Below are 20162 nucleotides of genomic sequence, written 5' to 3'. Positions count from 1 at the left end.
GTCATGGCGGTCGTGCGACGGCTCTTCAGGACCAAGCCCACCGAGCGGCTCGTCGCCGAGAGCGGCCGCGGCGAGGGCGGCGAGCTGCGCCGCACGATGGGGCTGTGGCAGCTGACGCTGTTCAGCGTCGGCGCCACCCTCGGCACCGGCATCTTCGTCATCCTGGGCGAGGCCGTGCCCAAGGCGGGCCCGTCGGTGGTCCTGGCGTTCGTGCTGGCCGCGATCACCGCGCTGTTCTCCGCGCTCTCGTACGCGGAGCTCGCCGGGACCATCCCGGTGTCCGGGTCGTCCTACTCCTACGCGTACGCGACGCTGGGCGAACTGGTCGCCTGGGTGTGCGGGTGGTGCCTGATGCTGGAGTACGCGGTCTCGGTGGCGGCCGTGGCGGTCGGCTGGGGCGAGTATCTCAACGCGTTCCTGCGGAGCCTGGCCGGCTGGACGCTGCCCGACGCGATCACCCGGTCACCCGGCCAGGACGGCGGCGTGGTCAACCTCACCGCCATCCTCATCGTGGTGCTGGCCACCTGGGTGCTGCTGCGCGGGGCCTCCGAGAGCGCGGCGGCGAACGTGGTGTTCGTGCTGATCAAGATAGCGGTGCTGCTGTTCTTCTGCCTGGTGGCGTTCACCGGCTTCAGCGCGGGGAACTTCGCGCCGTTCGCGCCGATGGGCGTGGCCGGCATCACGGCGGCGGCCTCGCAGGTGTTCTTCTCCTACATCGGCTTCGACGCCGCCTCGACGGCCGGCGAGGAGGCCAGGAACCCCAGGCGCGACCTGCCCCTGGCCATCGTGCTGTCGCTGGTCATCGTGACCGTCGTCTACGTGCTGGTGGCCGTGGCCGCGATCGGCGCGATGCCGTGGACCGACTTCAACCCCGAGGGCACCGAGGCCAGCCTGTCGCTCATCGCCGACCTGGCCACCGGCTCGACCTGGGCGGGCCTGATCATCTCCTTCGGCGCGGTCATCGCCATCGCCAGCGTGGTGCTCACGGTCATGTACGGGCAGACGCGCATCCTGTTCGCCATGTCACGCGACGGGCTCGTCCCGCGCGTGTTCCAGCGGGTGAGCCCCAGGCGGCAGGTGCCGGCGGCCAACACTCTCATCGTCACCGCCTTCGTCTGCGTGCTGGCCGGGCTTCTGCCGCTCGGCCATCTCGTGGAGGCGACCAGCATCGGCACGCTGTTCGCGTTCGCGATCGTGAACGCGGGCGTGCTGGTGCTCCGCTACCGCAGCCCCGGCCTGCCGCGCGGCTTCCGCACGCCGTTCTTCCCCGTCACCCCGGCGCTGGGGGTGGTGTTCTGCTTCCTGGTGATGGGCGGGCTGGCCGGCGTCACCTGGGTCGCGTTCGGGCTGTGGATGCTGGCCGGGCTGCTCTGCTATTTCCTGTACGGCTACCGCCACTCGCGGCTGAACGCCGAGGTGCCCTAGATGAAGATCGAGAATGTGCTGAGCGGGTTCGTCCCCGAGCCTCGTGGCCGCGACGGCCTGGCGGTGGCCGTACTGCTGGCCCGGCAGGCCGGCGCCCGCCTGGAGGTGGCGTTCGTGAAGCCGCCCGCGTGGAGCACGCCGGGGCCCGCCCGGGCGGAGGCGACCGCGTGGGCGGCGTTCCTCCAGGAGCAGGCCGAGGCCACGCTGGCGCAGGCGGCCGAGCTCGCCGGCGACGAAGCGGGCCTGGTCGCCTACACCCACCGGGGCAGCGGGCGCGGCCTGGTGGAGCTGGCCCGCAAGCGCGGCGCGGACGTGGTGGTGATCGGCTCGGCGCCGCGCGGCCCGCGGGGTCGCATCTCGCTGGGCAGCACCGCCGACCAGCTTCTGCACTCCTCTCCGGTGCCCGTGCTGCTGGCCCCGCGCGGGTACGCCGAGGACCCGCCCGCCGAGCTGACCCGGCTGACCCTCGCCTACCGGCGCGGCCGCTGCGCCGACGCGGCGGTCAAGGGGGCGGCCGGGATCGCGGCCGCGCTGGACCTGCCGCTGCGGCTGGTCACCCTGGTCGAGGCGGCTCACCGCCGGCACCCGCTGGGCGAGGAGATGCTGACGGGGATGCGCGACCAGGCCATGGCCGACCTGACCGCCGCCGCCCGCGGACAGAGGCTGCGCACCCGGGTTGACGTGGAGGTGTTCGAGGGCCGGAGCGTCGCCGCGGCCATGCGGGCGGGCACCTGGGAGCGGGGCGAGCTGATCATCTGCGCCTCCAGCGGCACCGGGCCGCTCAGGCGGGTGTTCCTGGGCGACACCAGCATCAAGATCGTACGGGCGGCGACCTGTCCCGTCCTGGTTCTGACACGCCAGGCCTGACTTCTTCGCCCCCGGTGCCGAAACCGCTGTGGTTACTCGGCAAACTATGACGAAGTACAGTTACTACGGGGACAGAAGGGGCTAATGAGGCGTTCCATGCTGGACCGGATTCGGCATCTTTTTTCCAATCAGCTTGACCTTAGGCGTCGACCCCTTTACCGTCACTGTGCGTAACCAGCACCTGCGCGGCGTCCTGGGGTGAACCCAGGGCCATCGCTACCGATTGGTGCCCGAGCGGCATCGGACCCCCGGTGGCAACGGCATTCGCCGCAAGGGAGCACAATCTACTGAGAGCTATAGATACGAGGAGCCGGGGGGCCACACGATGCCGTCTGAGTACGCAAAGTCGCTTGGTGCACGACTCCGCGCGATCCGCACCCAGCAGGGCCTGTCCCTGCATGGAGTCGAGGAGAAGTCGCGTGGCAGGTGGAAGGCCGTGGTCGTGGGCTCGTACGAGCGCGGCGACCGTGCGGTCACGGTGCAGAAGCTTGCCGAGCTTGCCGACTTCTACGGGGTGCCCGTCTCCGAGCTGCTGCCCGGCGGTGCCGCGCCGAGCCCGCTCGGGCCGACGCCCAAGCTTGTGATCGACCTGGAGAGGCTGGCCACGCTGCCCAAGGAGAAGGCGGGGGCGCTGGCCCGATACGCCGCCACGATCCAGAGCCAGCGGGGTGACTACAACGGCAAGGTGCTGTCGATCCGCCAGGAGGATCTGCGCTCTCTGGCCGTGATCTATGACAAGTCGCCGAGTGAGCTCACCGAGGAGCTGATCAGCTGGGGCGTCCTCGACGCCGAGGCCCGCCGGGCGGTCGAGACGTTCTGACCCGGCTCCCACAGCCGCGGCAAGGGGCGCGCCCATCCGGGCGTGCCCCTTGCTTGTTTTCTGACAAAGCCCCGCACAACAGACATTTCGCCGGGCCCAAAAAGCGGTCCGCCGCCATTCCCTCAGTGGGTTCTCGATAATCCAACAAACCTCGTGTTTAGTCCCCGGCGCCCTTCACTCGCCTGTCAACCTCGTGCTCCCGTGCGGGGCGCGGGAAACGCGACCCTCCGGCGGTCACGGCGCCGGGCCATCGCCACCGGGCGCGAGACGGGAGAAGTGCCGCTACTCACGGCAGGAGCCCGCCTGCAGCGACATCTTGGCCGCCTCTCCCCACACCGGGCTCATCCTCATGGCGCGGTACAGCACCGACCCGAAGTAGCGGGTGTTGTACCGATAGCCGGACTCCAACTGGCCCTTCACGGCCCAGCGGACCTTGTTCCTGCCCAGGTCCACGAACCAGTGACCAGCAGTGATCTTGTACGTGCACACGACGGGCTCCGCCGCCGACGCGGCGCCCGGGAACACCGCTCGGGCCACCAGGACGGTGGCCGCCGCAGCGGTGGCGAACCCGGCTCTGCGCTTTCCCATACTGTCTCCCTGCTCATGACCGCCGACGCTTCCGGCGGCGCGGCTCCCCTTTCGAAGCCGACACGGCAACCAGGGCCGCCCTCGTCACAGCTTCGCCGCGACATCGGCTCGGCGCCGGCGCAGAGCAGAATGAGGCACCACATGCCTATGACCTCGGCGAGCGCCTGGCAGGAGCCGCCCATCTGGGGTGTCTTCATCGGGCTTGCCCGTCCCGGGCTCAAGCGTCGACCCACGAGCGTCGCGACGCGGGGACGCCTCACGGGCGTCGGCTCACGGGCGTCGGCAGGCGTCAGCTCGCGTGCGCGGATCGCGGGCAGACGGCAGGCGTCAGCTCACGTGCGCAGTTCGCGGGCAGCCTGACAGGCGCTACCTCCTCAACCCGCGCGCTACGACCGCCCTCGTCCGCCCTTACGGGATGCGCCGGGTCGTCCGGACGGCGGAGGAGGCGGGTTTCGCCGCCATCGGGTGTATCGAGCAGCTCGCGTGCGCAGCGCAGGGCCCCGGGGCGTTCCAGCTCAACGGGCGTCTGCGGGACGCAGGACTGCGGGCGTCTGCGGGACGCAGGACTGCGGGCTCGGGACCCACAGCAGGCCGGCTGCTGCTCGGCAAGGCGAGCAACGTGCCGGAAAGAGCGGCGGACATCCCACCGGCGCGGTGACCGCCGGAACGGCCGGCGCCTGGCCCCGTTACGTCTCCTCATGCGAGGGCGTGGACGGCAGGGAGACCGGGGCGCTCGTAGGGGGTGGGTGGGATGTCAACCCGCCAGGGGCACGTCCACGGGGAGCTGGGGCTGGGCAGGGACGCCCAGGATGTCCTCGACCGTGCAGACGAAGGTCTCGGCCTCCGCCAGGAGCTCGTCGGCGTCCGTGGCGCTGACGCCGCGCACCAGGCCGGCCTCGGCGGCGGCCCGCTTGGCCGCGCTGGCCGCGAAGTAGGCCGCCCAGTCGGCGAGCGACGGCTCGGTCTCGGGCAGCAGCTCCCATGCGCTGCGCAGGCGGCGTCTGCGACCCTGGGTGGGCTGCGGGCGGGCGGCCAGGATCGCCGCGGCGGCGCGCAGGGCGGCCAGGTGGGCCGACACGTAGCGCGATGCCGGGGAGCGAGCCGTCGCCGCCTCCGCCAGGCAGGAACGTGAATCCGTCAGGTGAGCCCGAACCGCAGGCGATAGCCGGGGCCCGGGCGTTTCTCTGGGCCGTGGTGCCATGTCGTTCGCCTCCTAGAGTCGTGGCGACTCCCGGCGTGTCCGCCGTTGAGGTCAACGATCGCAGACCCCACCGACATTTCCGCCGGGCCGGCCGGACGAGGAGCTTCCCCTCTCCCCGTCCGGCCAGGACGCGCCCACTCGTCTCCGCCGACGACGAGGACGCGCCCTTCGCCCTCGGAGCCTGACCGCGGGTCCGCGCTGGGGGAGCGCATGGCCCGCGACCAGGTCCTTCCGACGTGAGCCGCGAGCCTCACGTCACATGGTCGAACATAATTTCGATCACGCGCGGTGTCAACTGCTTCCACGAACACAGGTTCGATGACCATGACGGTGTCACCGGCGGGCTGCAACGCCGCTCACCTCACTCGCGAACGCCCCTGAACCCCCGCACCTCCGGCGAATCCGGGGTTTCCGACCCGCCGCCGTCCCCAAGAGCAGCCCCCGGACGCGGACGGCATACCACGGGCACTCTCAGGAGAGCCCAGGCCGTCATGAGCGCTCTGAGGAGATGGTGCACCACAGGACACCCCTCTCAGGGAGCTGACGCTCTTATGAGCGTCCCCGGGGAGACGACGTGCTCCAGGGAGTGCCGACGCTGTCACGAGCGCCTCTGGGGAGACGACATGCCACAGGGCGTTCTCAAGGGAAACTTCGAGACCTGCACTACGGAGATGGCGGGGCCTTGCGCACTACGGAGACGGCGGGATGTTCAGGCAGGTGTGCGGGGGTGGATGGGGTGGTGCTTCCGAGCGGGAGGAGCTGGCTCAGCGCCGTTTCGCGAGCAGAGAGAGCCCAGTCCGGCAGCGTTCCGCGAGTGGAGAGAGCCCGCTCCGGCGGCGTTCCCGAGATCGCGGGTCATGGTTACGATGGCGGGATGGGGCCCATCCTGATCAACGCCATCCTCACCGCTCCCGCCCTGGCGCTCCTCCTCATCCCGTTCCATGACGAATCCGGTGCCGTCGACAGCCGCAACGGCCTGGCCGGGTTGCGCACTCGGGAGACGCTCGCCTCACGCGAGGCATGGGACGCGGCGCACACCTGGGCCAAGGTCCCGATGCGCATGCTGGCCGCGGCCATGGCGGGGGTGCTGGTGGTGTCAGCCGCCGCCGAGCTGGCGGTCGGGCTGCCGGAGGGTGTCCAGGTGGCCACGATCCTGGCGCAGGCCGGGTTGCTCATAGGCGGGCTGGGCCTGATCGGCTGGCGCGCTCACCGCGTGGCCGCACGCGTGAACCGCGAACTCGCAGGCCGGCCCGCATGAGCGGCCGAGCCGGCACAGCCCCGGCACTCCTCCCACAACGACTCCCCGGCCCCTCAGAACGCCGCCTCGGCCAGGCGCAAGGCGGTCGCGGACGACAGAAGACCGTCGAGGCCGGAACGCGGGAGGGCGGTGGGTCGTTCGGGTGGGTGGCGCGGCCCGTGGCGTTGGTCGCCGGGGCGGCCGCCGCCGTCGGGTTCGCGTGGGAGGCGCAACTGCCGCTGGGCGAAGACGTCCTGCACGTGGGCGGCCCGGTCGTCCTGCGGGGCCTGCGGCAGAAGCTGGCGCGGCTGGTGTACGACGGCCGGTACGGGGTGAACACGGCGGATTTCGCCGACCTGAGCGAGTTCGGTCTCGATCACCCGGAACGGGTCTACTACTCCCCCGCCCACTGGGGCACGCTGCGCCGGGCGCTGCCCGTGAGCGACGTGAGCGAGCACGACGTGTTCCTCGATCTCGGCGCGGGCAAGGGCCGGATGGCGCTGGAGGCCGCCAGCCGCTACCCGTTCGGACGGGTGATCGGGGTGGAGCTGTCGCCCGAGCTGACGGAGATCGCGCGGTCCAACCTGGCCGGCACGCGGCTGCGGCTGCGTGCCGGCGGCGTCGAGTTCGTGCACTCGGACGTGCTGGAGTACGACATCCCGGACGACGTCAGCGTGGTGTTCCTGAACAACCCGTTCCGCGGGCGGATCTTCGCCGCCGCCGTGGACCGGCTGATCGCCTCCGCCGACCGCAGCCCGCGCCCCGTCACCGTCGTCTACTTCAACCCCGTCGAGGAGGCCTACCTGCTCGGCACGGGCCGTTTCCGCCACGTGCGGACGGTCCGGCGCGGGACGGGCGACGGCGTGTTCGGCACGACCCGCGTCTACGCTCTCAGACAGCCTTGAGCGCGCCCGAAGGACACAGCGTCACGGCTCGCCGAGCCCCCTCCTCCAGCTCGGCGGGCGGCACGGGCTGCAGGAGCACGACCGTCCCGTCCTCCTCGCTCTGATCGAAAACCTCTGGCACGGTGAGCGCGCACATGCCCGCACCGATGCACACGTTCGTGTCGGCTTCTATCTTCATGAATCCCTGCTTACCAGGTGACGGGCAGCCGGTGCACGCCGTAGATGGCCATGTCCGCCCTGAGCGGCACCTCGTCGGCCGGCACTGCGAGCCGCAGGCCGGGGAAGCGGCGCAGCAGGGCCGCGAACCCTATCCGCATCTCCGCGCGGGCGAGCTGCTGGCCGAGGCACTGGTGGATGCCGTGGCCGAAGCCGAGGTGGCCGGTCGCGGGCCGGGTGACGTCGAGCCGGTCGCCGCCGGGGAACCGGGACGGGTCGCGGTTGATCACCGGCAGGTGGAGGGTGACCGACTCGCCCTTCCTGATGAGGTGGCCGTCGATCTCGACGTCTTCCAGGGCGGTCCTGACCGGGCCGACGTGGATGATCGTGAGGTGGCGCATCAGCTCCTCGACGGCGTTGCCGATCAGCGACGGGTCGTCGCGCAGCGCGGCGAGCTGGGCGGGGTCGGCGAGCAGCGCGTACGTGCCGAGACCGAGCATGTTGGCGGTGGTCTCGTGCCCGGCGACCAGGAGCAGGAACGCGACGCCGGTGAGCTCGTCGTCGGTCAGCTCGCCGCCTTCGATGAGGCCGCTGAGCAGGTCCTCCCCCGGGTGCTCACGCTTGCGCGAGACGAGCCCGTACAGGTAGGTGAAGACGCGGCCGATGGCCGCGAGGGCGTCGGAGGCCCGCGCGTCCAGGCTCACCAGGATCTTGGTGTCCTCCTGGAAGGCGGCGCGCTCCTCGTACGGGACGCCGAGCAGTTCGCAGATGACCAGTGAGGGGATCGGCAGCGCGAAGGCGTCGACGAGGTCGACCGGCCCGCCCGCGGCTTCCATCTCGTCAAGCCGGGCCTCGGTGATCTCCTCGATCCTGGCTTCGAGCTGCTTCATCCTGCGTACGGTGAACTGCCCGGTGAGCAGTTTGCGGTAGCGGGTGTGCTCGGGCGCGTCGGTGCGCAGGAAGAACCCGGGCGGGACCTCGAACTCCTGCGAGCGGATCTCCTCGGCGAGGTCGGCGCGCGACGCGAGGGGCGGGTGCGCCAGCTCGGGCCGGTTGCTGAAGCGCTGGTCGGCCAGCACCGCGCGGGCGGCCGCGTAGCCGGTCACGAGCCAGCCCTCGTGGCCGTCGGCGTACCTCATCCGGTGCACGTCGCCGCGCTCGCGCAGCCTCGCGTACGTCTCGGGCGGGTCGAACGGGCGTTCCCGCCGCGTGGTCAGGGTCAGGTCGGTCATGGCTGCCTCCTTCTCCAGGACGCCACCAAGAAAACCTCATTGAATGCAATTTTGCAATGTGTGCAGCAGAGGTATCCTTTCGTGCATGACCGGGCTACGGGAGCGCAAGAAGCAGCGCACGCGCCGGGCGCTGGTGACCGCCGCGCTCCGGTCGTTCCAGGAGAAGGGGTTCGAGGAGACGACGATCGCCGAGATCGCCGCCGGGGCCGAGGTGTCGGCGCGCACCTTCTTCAGCTACTTCGCCAGCAAGGAAGACGTGATCTTCTATGACGGCCCGGAGCGGATGCGCTACGTCCTCGACCTGGTGGCCGGGCGCCGGCCCGGCGAGCCGGTGGCCGAGCTGCTGGTGCGGGTGATCCGGGCGAGCCTGGAATGGGCCGTCGACCCCGGCAACTTCGACCTGGCGGAGGCCGCGGCCCGCATGGAGCTCATGCTGACCGTGCCCTCGCTGCAGGCACGCGCCCTGCATGTGCTGTTCGAGCAGCAGCTCCAGCTCGCCGAGGCGGTGGAGCGGGCCTACGAGGGCGAGCTCGGCGCGCTGGAGGCGGCCGCGATGGTGGGTTCGCTGGTCGGCGCGGTCAAGCTGACCGCCGTGATGAGCCTGACCAGGGGCGACTCGCAGGAACGGGTGTGGGAGGCCATCACGGCCGCTGCGGAGATCTCGATGCGCGGGCTGTCGAACGTGTGAGCCGGCGGGCCGGCGCGGTCACCGCCTGAACTTCCCCCGCACGTGGACCGGGACCCCGGTGCCCAGCAGGCCGGGCAGTTCCTCCGCCACGTTCATCGGCAGCCGCACGCAGCCGTGGGAGGCAGGATACAACGGCACCGAGAGCGCGCCGTGGAAGGCGATGCCGCCGTTGAAGAAGATCGGGTTGTAGAGCTCGCCGAGGTAGGACTTGTGCCAGCCGTCGCGCCGCCAGGTGGTCTTGTACGTGCCCGTGGGCGTCGTGGCCGAGCCGCAGAAGCGCTGCTCCTTGCCCTGCCACACGGTGGTCTCGCAGTAGGGCACGCCGCTGCCGGACGACATGTGGCTGATCAGCTTCAGCTCGCCGCCGACGTACAGGGTCATGATCTGCGTGCTCAGGTTGACCTCGGCGCGGGTCCGCTTGCCGTTCCGGGCCAGGACCTTGGGGGTCCTGGGCTGCTCCAGCGCCCGCCAGGTGGCCTTGCCGATGGTGCTGGTCGGCTTGATGCCGTTGACCTTCTGGAACGCCCACACGGCGCCCAGCGTGGTGCCGCCGTAGCGCCCGTCGGCCTTGCCCGGCCGGTAGCCGAGCTCGCGCAGCCGCTTCTGCAGCCAGACGACCGCCTTGCCCTTGGCGCCCAGCTTCAGCTTCTTGTCCGGCGCGGTCACGGGCGGGGGAGGCTCGGCGAGCCGGCCCGCGGCGGCGGTGATCGAGTGGGACGCCGTCTCGGCGGGTGCCACTCCGCAACCGGCGAGCGCGACCGCCCCGGCGGTGAGGAGGGCGAGCACTCCCGGAAGCCGTCGAGCCCTCACCGGTATCACCTCTCAAGCAGGTAACAAGCGAATCAAAGGACCCTACACCACCGCTCAACGGGGTAATGCGGGAGTCAATCTGTTTAGAGTGTCCGCATGCCCGAGAAGTTGCCCGCCAACGCGGTAAGAGTGGAAAACGCCCTCCGGAGCCTGGGTGCGACCGGCGAGATCGTGGTGCTGCCCGAGAAGGCGCCCACCGCGGCCACGGCCGCCGCGCAGCTTGGTTGCGAGGTCGGCGCCATCGCCAACAGCCTGATCTTCGACGCGGACGGGGCGCCGCTGCTGGTGCTGACCAGCGGCGCGCACCGGGTCGACGTGGAGCTCGTCGCCCGTACGGCGGGAGTCTCGAAGGTACGGCGGGCGACGCCGGAGTTCGTCAGAGAGGCGACCGGGCAGCCGATCGGCGGGGTCGCCCCGGTGGGCCATCCGGCGCCGGTGCGCACGCTGGTCGACACCTGGCTGCAGAAGCACGACGTGGTGTGGGCCGCCGGCGGCCATCCGCACACCGTCTTCCCGACCACGTTCGACGAGCTCCTGCGAATCACCGGCGGCACGCCCGTGGATGTGGAATGACCGCGGACGGCAGGGAATAGGGTGCGACGGTGATCGAGTTTCGCGGCGCGGGACCTGCCGAGTTCACCGAACGGCTGGACACGGTGATCGACATCTACACCGCCGCCATGCGCACGCCGGAGGAACAGATCGCCGGTCGTACCGCCATCATGCGCAATCACGGGACATATCCATTTTTCCAGTGCTATTTCGCCGAATGGCGTGATGCTCCGGAAGGGCCGAAGATCGTCGGCTTCGCGTACGGCTTCCGCGGCGCGCCCGGCCAGTGGTGGCACGACGTCGTCCACCGCGCGCTGGCCGACCAGGCCGGCGTCGACGCGGCCGACGCGTGGCTGGGCCACGCGTTCGAGCTGGCCGAGATCCACGTGCATCCCGACTTCCAGCGCAAGGGCATCGGCCGCGCCATGATCACCACCCTGTGCGCGGGCCGGGCGGAACGCACGGCCGTGCTCTCCACCCACGACCGGCCGACGATCGCCCGCCACCTCTACGCGTCCATGGGGTTCATGGACCTGCTGTCCCGGTTCGTCTTCCCCGGAGGGTTCGAGGAGTACGCCATCGTCGGCAGGCGACTCCCTCTGACCGGGTCATGACCTGAGGTTTTGCGGGTCATTACGGAGGGCATCACCTTTACGGAAAGTTACTCACCCGCTACCTTCCGCACACCCATCCCCGACGCCACCCGCTCGGTCCCCCTGCGGGCGGGTGGCGTCCCGAGTCAGCCGGAAGGTCACGTACTCCACCCGCCAGCCGTCCCTGACGAGCTCCTTCCGGCTCACCTCCGCGGCGGCGAACCCCGACTCGCCGACCAGCCGCCGCACGTACGGCAGGTCTCCGGTGGTGCCGAAGAACAGCAGCACCCGCCCGCCCGGCCGCAGGTATCCCCGCACGTCACGGAAGAACCTCGTCAGCGCGGCATAGCCCGTGTCGGTCGTGGCCCTCTCCAGCAGGTCGCGGGGCGCGAACCAGCGGAACGGCGGGTCGAAGACGATCAGGTCGAAGTCTCCCTCGACGGCGGCGAACACGTCGCTCTCCAGCACCGTGACCCGGTCCGCCACGCCGTTGCGCGCGGCGTTGCCCCGGGCCGCCTCGACGGCGTGCGGGTTGACGTCCACCGCGACCACGTCGCGAGACCGCGAGGCGGCCAGGATGGCGTTGACCCCGCAGCCGGTGCCCATGTCGAGCACCCGGTCGCCGTCGCGCGCCTCGGCCAGGACCGCCTCGCCGAGCGGGTGCGACATGCCGGCGATCGGCTGGACGTCCGGGGGCACGTGCAGGGTCAGGCCGAGATGGTGGAAGGTCCGCCCGTCGTCGCCCGCCTCGGCCCTGGCGGCCGCGTACGCCCGCTCGTGCCAGCGGCGGATGCGCTCGACGTGCTCCGGCGGGAGCGTCGGCTCGTAGGTCATGGGGTGGCGGGCTCCTCGTGGGGCAGGCCCTTCAGCTCGTGGAAGTGCGGGGTGCCGGTGACCAGGAGCGTGCCGTCCCACAGCCGCCCGGCCTGCTCGCCCTCCGGCACCCGCGAGATGACCGGGCCGAAGAACACCACCCGGTCCTGGCCGGCCCCGCTGACCGCGACCACGGGGGTGCCGGCCTCGCCGCCGATGAGCGCCATGCCCTCGGCGTGGGAGGCCCGTACCAGATGGTCGTGCTCGCCGGTGAGCCCGGCCTCGGCCAGGTCGGCGGGCAGGCCCGCGGAGGTCAGCGCCGTGCGCAGGTCGCCGATCCAGTCCTGGTCGGCGCCGCCGGTGGTCCACAGCGCGGTGTAGAAGCGGCCGAGCGCCTCCTGGCCGTAGCGGTCGGCCACCACGGCCGCGATCCGCGCCGGCACCCACAGGTAGCCCTCGGGGTCACCTTCGGGATCGTCGTCGCGGCCCTCGTTGAGCACGGCGAGGCTGAGCACGTGCCAGCGCACCTCGACCGGGCGGACCCCGGTCACCTCCAGGAGCCACCGCGAGGTCAGCCAGGTGTACGGGCAGGACGGGTCGAACCAGAAGTCGGCGATCACGCTCCCAGTCAACACCCGTCGCGCCCGCGCGTCAGACGGTCAGGGCCGGTGCGTGCCGCAGCCGCTGGAACACCTCCCGCGAGGCGCTCGACCGGTTGAAGGTGATGAAGTGGATGCCGGGCGCGCCCTCGTCGAGCAGCCGCTGGCACAGCTCGGCGCCGTGCTCGATGCCGAGCGCGCGCACCGCCGCCGGGTCGTCGGCGACCTTCTCGAACCGGGCGGCCACCTCCGGAGGGAACGGCGCGCCCGACAACTGCTCGGACCGGGCGATCGTGCTCATCTGCGTGACGGGCATGACGCACGGGATGATCGGCGTGTCGCAGCCGCGGGCCGCGACCCGGTCGCGCAGCCGCAGGTAGTCGTCGGCGCGGAAGAACATCTGCGTGATCGCGTAGTCGGCGCCGGCCTGGCACTTGCGCACGAAGTACTCGGTGTCGGACTCGATCGACGGAGAGCGCGGGTGCTTGTAGGGGAACGCGGCCACGCCCACGCAGAAGTCGCCCGACTGGCGGATCAGCCTGACCAGGTCTTCCGCGTACAGGACGCCCTCGGGGTGGGGGATCCACTCGCCGGTGGGGTCGCCGGGCGGGTCGCCGCGCACGGCGAGGATGTTGCGCACGCCCGCGTCGGCGAAGCGGCCGATCAGGTGGCGCAGCTCGCGCGTCGAGTGGTTGACCGCGGTGAAGTGGGCGACCGGGGTCAGCGTCGTGCCGTGGGCCAGCCGCTCGACGATGTCGACCGTGCGGTCGCGGCTGGAGCCGCCGGCGCCGTAGGTCACCGAGACGAACGTCGGCCGCAGCGACTCCAGCTCCCTGATCGCCTTCCACAGCTGCCGCTGGCCCTCGTCGGTCTTCGGCGGCATGAACTCGAAGGAGAACGACCGGCCACCGGAGGCGAGCAACTCGCGGACGGTGGGGACACGGCCGGGCAGGATGGAGGGTTGACCAAGCGCCATGGCCCAAGCGTACCCGCAGGCCCACTCGTGACCCGCCCCAACCTGGTCGCTGGCCTTTCCCTGCTGGGCCACTAGTCTTCAGAGCATGACCATTGACGCCGCGAGCATGGACGACCTGCGATCCCAGGTGGACCTCCGCCTCAGGGAGTTCGTCGAACGGCGCCTCCCTTCCGACGGCGAGCCCGACTTCCGGCCGCTCCGCGACGCGGCGGAGGACCTGCTGGCCGGGGGCAAGCGCCTGCGCCCCGCCTTCTGCTACTGGGGCTGGCGGGCCGCGGGCGGCGGCGACGAGCCCGGCGTCTTCTCCGCCGCCGCCTCGCTGGAGCTGCTGCAGGCGAGCGCGCTGGTGCACGACGACGTGATGGACAAGAGCGACCTGCGCCGCGGGATGCCGGCCGCGCACCGCCGCTTCCAGGCGCTGCACGAGAAGTCGGCCTGGCACGGGTCGGCCGAGCAGTTCGGCGAGGGCGCGGCGATCCTGCTGGGCAACCTGCTGCTGATCTGGTCGGGCGAGATGTGGCGCACCAGCGGGCTCCCCGCGCGGGCGCTGGCGGCGGCCCAGCCGGTGCACGACCACATGCGCACCGAGCTGATGTGCGGCCAGTATCTCGACCTGCTGGAGCAGGCGAACGGCGAGAACACCTTCGACTCGGCCCTGCGGGTCGCCCTCTACAAGAGCGGCAAGTACTCCGTCGAGCAGCCGCTCAGGCTCGGCCTGGTGCTGGCGGCCGGCGGGCGGGTGCCGTGGGTGGACGAGCTGTGCACCACGTACGGCACCCGCGTGGGCATCGCCTTCCAGCTGCGTGACGACATCCTCGGCGTGTTCGGCGACCCGGCGACGACCGGCAAGCCCGCCGGCGACGACCTGCGCGAGGGCAAGCGGACGATGCTCGTGGCGCGCACGCTCGCGGCCGCCTCCCCGGCCGGCGCGGCGACCGTCCGGCGCCTGCTCGGCGACCCCGGGCTCGACGGCGACGGCGTCGCCGCCCTCCGCGACATCATCGAGGGTACGGGCGCGCTGCGGGAGTGCGAAGACATGATCGCCGACTACCTCGGTGAGGCCCTGGCCTCGCTGGAGCAGGCGCCGATCATCGCCGAGGCCCGCACAGCCCTGTCCGAACTGGCCGTGGCCGCCACCGCGCGCAAGACCTGAGCCTCCCGGTCCAGGCCGAACACGCCAGCCATGACCCGGCGAGAGCGTCGGCCGAGGTCAGCCGGGGCCGTCGGTCAGGCGCTTGGCGAACTCGGCCGCTGCCGCGCCCGGGTCCTCGGCGTCGGTGATCGCGCGCACCACGACGACCCGCCTGACCCCGTACGACATGACCTCGTCCAGGTTGGCCAGGTCGATGCCGCCGATGCCGAACCACGGCCGATCCGCGCCGAGCGACGCCGCGTGCCGGAGCAGCGGCGGGCCGGGCGCGTGACGGCCGGGCTTGGTGGGTGTGGGCCAGATCGGACCGCAGCAGTAGTAGTCGACGCCCTCCTCCACCGCCGCGGCGGAAGCCTCGGCGACGGAGTGGGTGGACCTGCCGATGACGATGTCGTCGCCGAGCATCTCTCGCGCGACCGTCACCGGAAGGTCGTCCTGCCCCAGGTGGAGCACGTCGGGCCGGGCGGCGTAGGCGATGTCGGCCCGGTCGTTGACCGCCAGCAGCTTGCCGTGGCGGTCGCAGGCGTCGCGGAACACCTCAAGGAGCTCCAGCTCCTCGCGGGCCTCCAGCCCCTTCTCGCGGAGCTGGACGATGTCCACGCCGCCGGCGAGCACCACGTCGAGGAACTCGGCGAGGTCACCGCGCTCGCGCCGTCCGTCGGTGCAGAGGTAGAGGCGGGCGTCAGAAAGCGAGGGCCTGGGCACGTCGCTTGACCTCGGTGTGGCGGCCCGCCCTGATCGCCTCGACGGGCGAGCCTGGCAGTGAGTCGTCGGGGGTGAAGAGCCAGCGCAGCGACTCGACGTCGTCGTAGCCCGCGTCTTGCAGGACGGTGAGTGTGCCAGGCAAACCCTTCATGACATCTCGGCCGTCGAGGAACACCGCGGGCACCTGTGGCCCGCCGCTGCCCCGGCGCACGCCGAGGAGCTTGTGGTCCTTGAGGAGCTGCTTGGCGCGACCCATGGTGAGACCCATGCGGTCGGCCACTTCGGGGAGAGTGAGCCACTCGTCGACGAGGGCATCGGTCTCCCGGTCGATCTGTGCAACAGAAAGCGTCACGAAACCACAACTACCACATGCCGCGCTTGCTCAAACAACACAATCCCGTAGGGGCACGTCCGGATCTACCAGGCGTTCCGTGTCGAGCCGGTGGCCCGCCTCGATGATCCGGCGCCCCTGGACGAGATCGCGCGGCCGGTCGACGGCCAGCACCGCGGCGAGAGTGCCGTCGCCGGCGAGCCAGCAGGCCGACCACTTGCCCGTCGCCTCGCCCCGGTAGACCAGCCGCTCGCCGGCCGGGTGGTGGCCAGCGTACTGGACCATGTGCCCGAACTGCTCCGACCAGAAGTACGGGACCGGGTCGTACACCGCCTCCTCGCCCAGCAGCGTCGCGGCGGCCACCTCGGGCGCGCCCAGCGCGGTGTCCCAGTGCTCGACCCGCAGCCGCGTGCCGAAGCGGCGCGACCACCAGGCGGCGCAGTCGCCGACGGCGACCACGTTCGGCAGCGACGTGCGCAGGTGCTCGTCGGTGACGACGCCGTTGTGCAGATCGAGGTCGGCGTCGGCCAGCCACTCGACGGCCGGGCGGACGCCGATGCCCGTCACCACCACGTGGGCGTCCACGAACCCGCCGCCGACCAGCGACACGCCGCCTTCCTCGACGGAGGCGACCATGGTGTCCAGGCGCAGGTCGATGCCCTCGTACCAGTGCTGGGTGCGGGCGCCGAGCTCGGCGCCGACGGCGTGCGTGAGCGGGGCGGGGCCGGCCTCGACCACCGTCACCGCGCAGCCTGCCCGGCGTGCGGCCGTGGCCACCTCGGCGCCGATCCAGCCCGCGCCGATGACCGCCACCCGCGCGCCCGGAACCAGCCGGGCGCGCAGCTCTAGCGAGTCGTCGAGGGTACGCAGGACGTGCTGCGGGCCGTCACCGGGGAGCAGGATCGGCTCGGCACCGGTGGCGATGACCAGCCCGTCGTAGCCCAGCTCGCCCTCGGTCGTCTCCACGGCGCCCTCGCGCAGCGCCTTGGCGGCGACGCCCGGCCAGAAGTCCACTTCGAGCGCCGCCAGGTCGGAGTCGACGAAGCTGGAGTCGGCGTCGCCCAGCAGCACGGACTTCGACAGGGGCGGCCGGTCGTAGGGCCGGTGGCGCTCCTGCCCGATCAGCGTGATCCTGCCGCCGAACCCGCGTGCGCGCAGCGCCTCGACGCTCCTGACGCCTGACAGTCCGGCTCCCACCACCACGACATGATTCACGTAAGCGACCATAACGGGGGCCGCCCCACAGCGTCGCCCCGAGCCCCGATTCCTCCCCCACCTGGCACTCCACCTCCTCGCCTACGGAGATCATCCGTGCAGGTTGGGCGGACGACATACGCACCCACGGAAGTCACCGGGGGTAGGGGCGGTTCGGGACAGCCACCCGCTCTGCTATGTCCGCGAGCATGATCGCGCCCTGCCGGAGTAGCCCAGCCGAGGATTGCCGCAGGACCCACCCGAAGAACGCCGGTGCCGCCCGAGAAGCTCCGAACCCCACGGAAGCCCGAGACCACCCGAAGAGCCCAGGACAGCCCGGAGAACCCAGAAGCGCCCGAAAGGGCCAGAACCTCCCGAAGGCCGAGACCACCCGGAGGGCCCGGTACCGCCCGAAGGCCCAGGGCAGCCCGAAGGGCCTTGGACCGCCCGGAGGACCCAGGACCGCCCGGTGGATCCACGCCCGGTGGATCCATGGCCGGTGAATCCATGGCCGGTGAATCCATGGCCGGTCGGCCGGCCGTCGGTGAGGGCGGGAACTCGGTCTCCAAGGATGCCCGGTCGCGATCTTCGCGGTCTCGGCGGCGGCCGGGCGCGGGTGGGGCGACCTCCCCCGGCACCGGCGTGCCGGTCTGTCGTGGGAGGTCGTAAGGTGGGGGTGCACGACGCGCGGGAGTCCGGCCGTCACCGGGCTGAGAGGAAGGCTTCACCGGGCCTTCGACCGCAAGACACCTGATCCGGATCATGCCGGCGAAGGGAGCGGACATGGATGTGATCGTCGGAGGCGGCGTCGTCGGCCTGTCGATCGCCTGGCGGCTGGCCAGGCAGGGCCGCGAGGTCGTGGTGGTCGACCCGTCTCCCGCCCGTGGCGCCTCCTACGCGGCGGCGGGCATGCTGGCCCCGATCAGCGAGGTCGCCTACACCGAAGAGCCCCTGCTCCGTCTCGGCGTCGCTTCCCTGCGCCGCTGGCCCGCCTTCGCCGCCGCCCTCGCCGCCGACGCCGGACTCGCCGCTCCCGGATCCGACGGACCGGCCACCACTCTCACCGCTCAGTCCGACAGGAGCGTCTCCGCCCCTCGGACGACCACCACCCCGAACACTCACGCCGGGCAGTCCGGCTCGGCCGTCCCCGCCGAGAGCACGCTTGCCGCGAGCACCCACGTGGCCACCCCTCACGGCGGGACCGGGCGCACGAGCTCCGCCGCTCCTCCCGCGAGCACCCACGTGGTCACCCCTCACGGCGAGACGGGGCACGCCGGTTCCACGCCCACGGGCGCCGGCCCGGCGGCTGCGTCCGCCGTCCCCGGCGACGGGCTCTTCCCGGCCTTCGACCAATCGTCCGCCGGCGGGAGGCGTCCGTCGGCCGGCGGCGAGGACGGGCGGGCCGCCGCGTCACCGTCACCCTGGGGGTTCGGGGAATCCGGCGAGGGGAGCGAACGGCTGGGGGCCGCGCGGGCCGGGCTGGATCTGCGGGACGACGGGACGCTCGACGTCGCGTTCGGTCCCGATGACCTGGCGATGCTCGACGAGCAGGCCGGGTTCATGGAGAAACTGGGGCTGCCGGTCGAGCGCCTGACCGGGCGCGAGTGCCGGCGGCTGGAGCCGATGCTGGCGCCCTCCGTCCGGGGCGGGCTGCTGGCCCGTACGGACGCGTGGGTGGATCCTCGCCGCGTCACCGCGGCGCTGCTCGCCGCGCTGGAGCGGCTCGGCGTCCCGGTGGTGCGCGCCCGGGTGACCGAGCTGCTGCGTGACGGCGACCGCGTGTCCGGCGTACGGCTGGCCCCTCCGGAGTCGGGCGCCATCCCCGGGATCTCGCCGGGTGTGCCGCGGGGACGGGAGCCCGAGACGCTGGTCGCGGAGCGGGTGGTGCTGGCGGCGGGGGCGTGGAGCGGGGAACTGGCGGATGTGCCGGTACGGCCCGTCAAGGGGCAGATCATGCGCCTGAGGTCGCCCCAGCCGCTGATCGGACGGTGCGTGCGCGGGACCGTGCACGGCAACCCGGTCTACCTGGTGCCGCGGGGCGACGGGGAGCTGGTGGTCGGAGCCACCCAGGAGGAGTTGGGCTTCGATACCAGGGTGACCGCGGGCGGGGTCTACGAGCTGCTGCGCGACGCCAGGGAGCTGGTGCCGGGCGTCACGGAGCTGGAGGTGGCCGACGTGGTGGCGGGGCTGCGGCCCGGCACGCCGGACAACCTGCCGGTCATCGGGCCGAGCGGGATCCCGGGGCTGGTGCTGGCGACCGGTCACCATCGTGGCGGGGTGCTGCTGACGCCGCTCACCGCCGCGATCCTCGAAGGCGAGGAGGCCGACCTCGCGACATTGTGCTCACCGGCGAGATTCAAGGATGTTTCATGAATGTGATGATCAATGGGGCCGCCCGCGAGGTGGCCGAGGGCATGACCGTCGCGCAGGCCGTACGGTCCCTGACCGAGTCCGCCACCGGCGTGGCGGTGGCCGTGAACGACGAGGTGGTCACCCGCAGCGCGTGGGAGACGACGGCGCTGCGCGACAGCGACCGCGTGGAGGTGCTGACGGCGGTGCAAGGTGGATGATCTGGTCATCGCCGGGGAGAAGTTCGGCTCCCGGCTCATCATGGGCACCGGCGGCGCCCCCTCGCTGGAGGTTCTGGACCAGGCGCTGGAGGCGTCGGGCACCGAGCTGACCACGGTGGCGATGCGGCGGCTCGACCCGCACGCCCGCGGGTCGGTGCTCGACGTGCTGCGCCGGCGCGGCATCAAGGTGCTGCCCAACACGGCCGGCTGCTTCACCGCCGGCGACGCCGTCCTGACGGCGCGGCTGGCGCGCGAGGCGCTGGGCACGAACTGGGTCAAGCTGGAGGTCATCGCCGACGAGCGGACGCTGCTGCCGGACCCGATCGAGACGTTCGACGCGGCGGAGCGACTGGTGGCCGACGGGTTCGTGGTGCTGCCGTACATCGGCGACGACCCGGCGCTGGCCAGGCGGCTGGAGCAGGCGGGGTGCGCGGCGGTGATGCCGCTGGGCTCGCCGATCGGCTCCGGGCTGGGGATCAGGAACCCGCACAGCATCGAGCTGATCGTGGAGGCGGCCGGGGTGCCGGTGGTCCTGGACGCGGGCATCGGCACGGCCAGCGACGCGGCGCTGGCGATGGAGCTGGGGTGCGACGCGGTGCTGCTGGCGACGGCGGTCACCCGGGCGCAGCGGCCCGAGCTGATGGCCTCGGCGATGCGGTCGGCCGTCCAGGCCGGGCGGGCGGCCCGGCTGGCCGGCCGGATCCCCCGCCGCCGGTACGCGGAGGCCTCGTCCCCGATGTCTCCCTGACG

Annotated in this window: 22 protein-coding genes, 2 pseudogenes and 1 riboswitch; of the genes and pseudogenes, 13 read left to right on the top strand and 11 right to left on the bottom strand. The window is 71.9% G+C overall.

Going from position 1 to position 20162, the window contains the following annotated elements; all coding sequences use genetic code 11:
- Positions 1-3: 3 nt before the first annotated feature.
- From AB0K05_RS06115 to AB0K05_RS06105, 3 genes are all read left to right on the top strand, one after another.
- The gene (locus AB0K05_RS06115) at positions 4-1425 is read left to right on the top strand and encodes an amino acid permease (protein WP_219543383.1); all 1422 of its coding nucleotides are present in this window, start codon (positions 4-6) and stop codon (positions 1423-1425) included.
- Positions 1426-2292: a universal stress protein gene (locus AB0K05_RS06110; protein ID WP_271275333.1), complete on the top strand. Its 867-nt coding sequence runs from the start codon at positions 1426-1428 to the stop codon at positions 2290-2292. It begins immediately after the preceding gene.
- Between the two features lie 325 nt (positions 2293-2617).
- Positions 2618-3112 carry a transcriptional regulator gene (locus AB0K05_RS06105; RefSeq protein ID WP_148032734.1) on the top strand — a complete coding sequence of 165 codons (495 nt, stop codon included), beginning with the start codon at positions 2618-2620 and terminating at the stop codon, positions 3110-3112.
- Between the two features lie 282 nt (positions 3113-3394).
- On the opposite strand, the gene AB0K05_RS06100 is transcribed toward AB0K05_RS06105, so the two are convergent.
- Both AB0K05_RS06100 and AB0K05_RS06095 read right to left on the bottom strand, forming a co-directional pair.
- Positions 3395-3700: a hypothetical protein gene (locus AB0K05_RS06100; RefSeq protein ID WP_364227091.1), complete on the bottom strand. Its 306-nt coding sequence runs from the start codon at positions 3698-3700 to the stop codon at positions 3395-3397.
- 754 nt (positions 3701-4454) lie between these two features.
- Complete coding sequence (locus AB0K05_RS06095; protein WP_271275335.1) at positions 4455-4901, bottom strand: SAV_6107 family HEPN domain-containing protein; 447 nt, start codon at positions 4899-4901, stop codon at positions 4455-4457.
- 874 nt (positions 4902-5775) lie between these two features.
- Here AB0K05_RS06095 and AB0K05_RS06090 point away from each other — a divergent pair.
- Complete coding sequence (locus AB0K05_RS06090; RefSeq protein ID WP_271275336.1) at positions 5776-6159, top strand: SdpI family protein; 384 nt, start codon at positions 5776-5778, stop codon at positions 6157-6159.
- A gap of 158 nt (positions 6160-6317) precedes the next feature.
- On the top strand, positions 6318-7043 hold the full coding sequence (locus tag AB0K05_RS06085) for a class I SAM-dependent methyltransferase (protein ID WP_364227087.1): 726 nt from the start codon (positions 6318-6320) through the stop codon (positions 7041-7043).
- Here AB0K05_RS06085 and AB0K05_RS06080 read toward each other — a convergent pair.
- Entirely contained in the window at positions 7030-7221 is a 192-nt protein-coding gene (locus AB0K05_RS06080) for a (4Fe-4S)-binding protein (protein WP_148032739.1), read from the bottom strand. The genes AB0K05_RS06085 and AB0K05_RS06080 overlap by 14 nt on opposite strands.
- Before the next feature lie 10 nt (positions 7222-7231).
- Positions 7232-8431, bottom strand: coding sequence for a cytochrome P450 (locus tag AB0K05_RS06075; protein WP_364227083.1), 1200 nt, complete (start codon positions 8429-8431; stop codon positions 7232-7234).
- 85 nt (positions 8432-8516) lie between these two features.
- On the opposite strand from AB0K05_RS06075, the gene AB0K05_RS06070 reads away from it, so the two are divergent.
- A complete protein-coding gene (locus AB0K05_RS06070; protein ID WP_364227080.1) occupies positions 8517-9119 on the top strand; it encodes a TetR/AcrR family transcriptional regulator in 603 nt (200 codons plus the stop codon).
- Between the two features lie 18 nt (positions 9120-9137).
- Here the strand turns inward: AB0K05_RS06070 and AB0K05_RS06065 are convergent, their stop codons facing one another.
- A complete protein-coding gene (locus AB0K05_RS06065) occupies positions 9138-9929 on the bottom strand; it encodes a L,D-transpeptidase family protein (RefSeq protein WP_364227077.1) in 792 nt (263 codons plus the stop codon).
- 96 nt (positions 9930-10025) lie between these two features.
- Between AB0K05_RS06065 and AB0K05_RS06060 the strand changes: the two genes are divergently transcribed.
- Together AB0K05_RS06060 and AB0K05_RS06055 are read left to right on the top strand one after the other, a co-directional pair.
- Positions 10026-10502, top strand: coding sequence for a YbaK/EbsC family protein (locus AB0K05_RS06060; protein WP_148032742.1), 477 nt, complete (start codon positions 10026-10028; stop codon positions 10500-10502).
- A 29-nt stretch (positions 10503-10531) separates the two neighbouring features.
- On the top strand, positions 10532-11095 hold the full coding sequence (locus AB0K05_RS06055) for a GNAT family N-acetyltransferase (RefSeq protein ID WP_271275342.1): 564 nt from the start codon (positions 10532-10534) through the stop codon (positions 11093-11095).
- 51 nt (positions 11096-11146) lie between these two features.
- On the opposite strand, the gene AB0K05_RS06050 is transcribed toward AB0K05_RS06055, so the two are convergent.
- Genes AB0K05_RS06050 through metF form a run of 3 tightly spaced genes read right to left on the bottom strand, consistent with a single transcriptional unit; the run spans position 11147 to position 13462 of the window.
- On the bottom strand, positions 11147-11908 hold the full coding sequence (locus AB0K05_RS06050; RefSeq protein ID WP_364227073.1) for a methyltransferase: 762 nt from the start codon (positions 11906-11908) through the stop codon (positions 11147-11149).
- The gene (locus AB0K05_RS06045) at positions 11905-12507 is read right to left on the bottom strand and encodes a disulfide bond formation protein DsbA (RefSeq protein WP_364227070.1); all 603 of its coding nucleotides are present in this window, start codon (positions 12505-12507) and stop codon (positions 11905-11907) included. The genes AB0K05_RS06050 and AB0K05_RS06045 overlap by 4 nt, the downstream gene beginning before the upstream one ends.
- 31 nt (positions 12508-12538) lie before the next feature.
- Positions 12539-13462 (bottom strand): methylenetetrahydrofolate reductase [NAD(P)H], encoded by a 924-nt coding sequence (metF, locus tag AB0K05_RS06040; RefSeq protein WP_148032744.1) that lies wholly within the window; start codon positions 13460-13462, stop codon positions 12539-12541.
- 85 nt (positions 13463-13547) lie between these two features.
- On the opposite strand from metF, the gene AB0K05_RS06035 reads away from it, so the two are divergent.
- The gene (locus AB0K05_RS06035; RefSeq protein WP_219543373.1) at positions 13548-14615 is read left to right on the top strand and encodes a polyprenyl synthetase family protein; all 1068 of its coding nucleotides are present in this window, start codon (positions 13548-13550) and stop codon (positions 14613-14615) included.
- 57 nt (positions 14616-14672) lie between these two features.
- On the opposite strand, the gene thiE is transcribed toward AB0K05_RS06035, so the two are convergent.
- From thiE to AB0K05_RS06020, 3 genes are read right to left on the bottom strand one after another with little or no spacing between them, the layout of a single operon-like run.
- On the bottom strand, positions 14673-15317 hold the full coding sequence (thiE, locus tag AB0K05_RS06030) for a thiamine phosphate synthase (protein WP_148032746.1): 645 nt from the start codon (positions 15315-15317) through the stop codon (positions 14673-14675).
- Positions 15295-15669: an Rv2175c family DNA-binding protein gene (locus tag AB0K05_RS06025; protein ID WP_148032747.1), complete on the bottom strand. Its 375-nt coding sequence runs from the start codon at positions 15667-15669 to the stop codon at positions 15295-15297. Before AB0K05_RS06025 ends, thiE begins: the two co-directional genes overlap by 23 nt.
- A 30-nt stretch (positions 15670-15699) precedes the next feature.
- Positions 15700-16863 (bottom strand): FAD-dependent oxidoreductase, encoded by a 1164-nt coding sequence (locus AB0K05_RS06020; RefSeq protein ID WP_364227064.1) that lies wholly within the window; start codon positions 16861-16863, stop codon positions 15700-15702.
- A 656-nt stretch (positions 16864-17519) separates the two neighbouring features.
- Positions 17520-17636: riboswitch (TPP riboswitch) on the top strand.
- On the opposite strand from AB0K05_RS06020, the pseudogene AB0K05_RS06015 reads away from it, so the two are divergent.
- The 4 genes and pseudogenes from AB0K05_RS06015 to AB0K05_RS06000 form a co-directional block, all read left to right on the top strand.
- Positions 17605-17868 (top strand): annotated as a pseudogene (locus tag AB0K05_RS06015) (FAD-dependent oxidoreductase); the annotation flags it as partial. Its footprint overlaps the riboswitch before it by 32 nt.
- Before the next feature lie 462 nt (positions 17869-18330).
- Positions 18331-19215 (top strand): annotated as a pseudogene (locus AB0K05_RS06010) (FAD-dependent oxidoreductase); the annotation flags it as partial.
- Positions 19212-19412: a sulfur carrier protein ThiS gene (thiS, locus tag AB0K05_RS06005; RefSeq protein WP_148032749.1), complete on the top strand. Its 201-nt coding sequence runs from the start codon at positions 19212-19214 to the stop codon at positions 19410-19412. The pseudogene AB0K05_RS06010 and the gene thiS, both read left to right, overlap by 4 nt.
- On the top strand, positions 19405-20160 hold the full coding sequence (locus AB0K05_RS06000; protein WP_148032750.1) for a thiazole synthase: 756 nt from the start codon (positions 19405-19407) through the stop codon (positions 20158-20160). Before thiS ends, AB0K05_RS06000 begins: the two co-directional genes overlap by 8 nt.
- Positions 20161-20162 lie beyond the last annotated feature (2 nt).

The sequence above is a fragment of the Nonomuraea sp. NPDC049486 genome (genome assembly GCF_040676925.1).
Lineage (GTDB): Bacteria > Actinomycetota > Actinomycetes > Streptosporangiales > Streptosporangiaceae > Nonomuraea > Nonomuraea ferruginea.
Note: the sequence above shows the minus strand (reverse complement) of the source record. Positions and strands in the feature narration are given on the sequence as shown.

Bases quoted from the DNA above. Each gene is read 5' to 3' on its own strand.
- AB0K05_RS06060 (WP_148032742.1), top strand. From the start codon at position 10,026: ATGCCCGAGAAGTTGCCCGCCAACGCGGTAAGAGTGGAAAACGCCCTC.
- AB0K05_RS06090 (WP_271275336.1), top strand. From the start codon at position 5,776: ATGGGGCCCATCCTGATCAACGCCATCCTCACCGCTCCCGCCCTGGCG.
- AB0K05_RS06075 (WP_364227083.1), bottom strand. From the start codon at position 8,431: ATGACCGACCTGACCCTGACCACGCGGCGGGAACGCCCGTTCGACCCG.
- AB0K05_RS06105 (WP_148032734.1), top strand. From the start codon at position 2,618: ATGCCGTCTGAGTACGCAAAGTCGCTTGGTGCACGACTCCGCGCGATC.
- AB0K05_RS06050 (WP_364227073.1), bottom strand. From the start codon at position 11,908: ATGACCTACGAGCCGACGCTCCCGCCGGAGCACGTCGAGCGCATCCGC.
- AB0K05_RS06095 (WP_271275335.1), bottom strand. From the start codon at position 4,901: ATGGCACCACGGCCCAGAGAAACGCCCGGGCCCCGGCTATCGCCTGCG.
- AB0K05_RS06070 (WP_364227080.1), top strand. From the start codon at position 8,517: ATGACCGGGCTACGGGAGCGCAAGAAGCAGCGCACGCGCCGGGCGCTG.
- AB0K05_RS06110 (WP_271275333.1), top strand. From the start codon at position 1,426: ATGAAGATCGAGAATGTGCTGAGCGGGTTCGTCCCCGAGCCTCGTGGC.
- AB0K05_RS06080 (WP_148032739.1), bottom strand. From the start codon at position 7,221: ATGAAGATAGAAGCCGACACGAACGTGTGCATCGGTGCGGGCATGTGC.
- thiS (WP_148032749.1), top strand. From the start codon at position 19,212: ATGAATGTGATGATCAATGGGGCCGCCCGCGAGGTGGCCGAGGGCATG.
- AB0K05_RS06100 (WP_364227091.1), bottom strand. From the start codon at position 3,700: ATGGGAAAGCGCAGAGCCGGGTTCGCCACCGCTGCGGCGGCCACCGTC.
- AB0K05_RS06035 (WP_219543373.1), top strand. From the start codon at position 13,548: ATGACCATTGACGCCGCGAGCATGGACGACCTGCGATCCCAGGTGGAC.
- metF (WP_148032744.1), bottom strand. From the start codon at position 13,462: ATGGCGCTTGGTCAACCCTCCATCCTGCCCGGCCGTGTCCCCACCGTC.
- AB0K05_RS06115 (WP_219543383.1), top strand. From the start codon at position 4: ATGGCGGTCGTGCGACGGCTCTTCAGGACCAAGCCCACCGAGCGGCTC.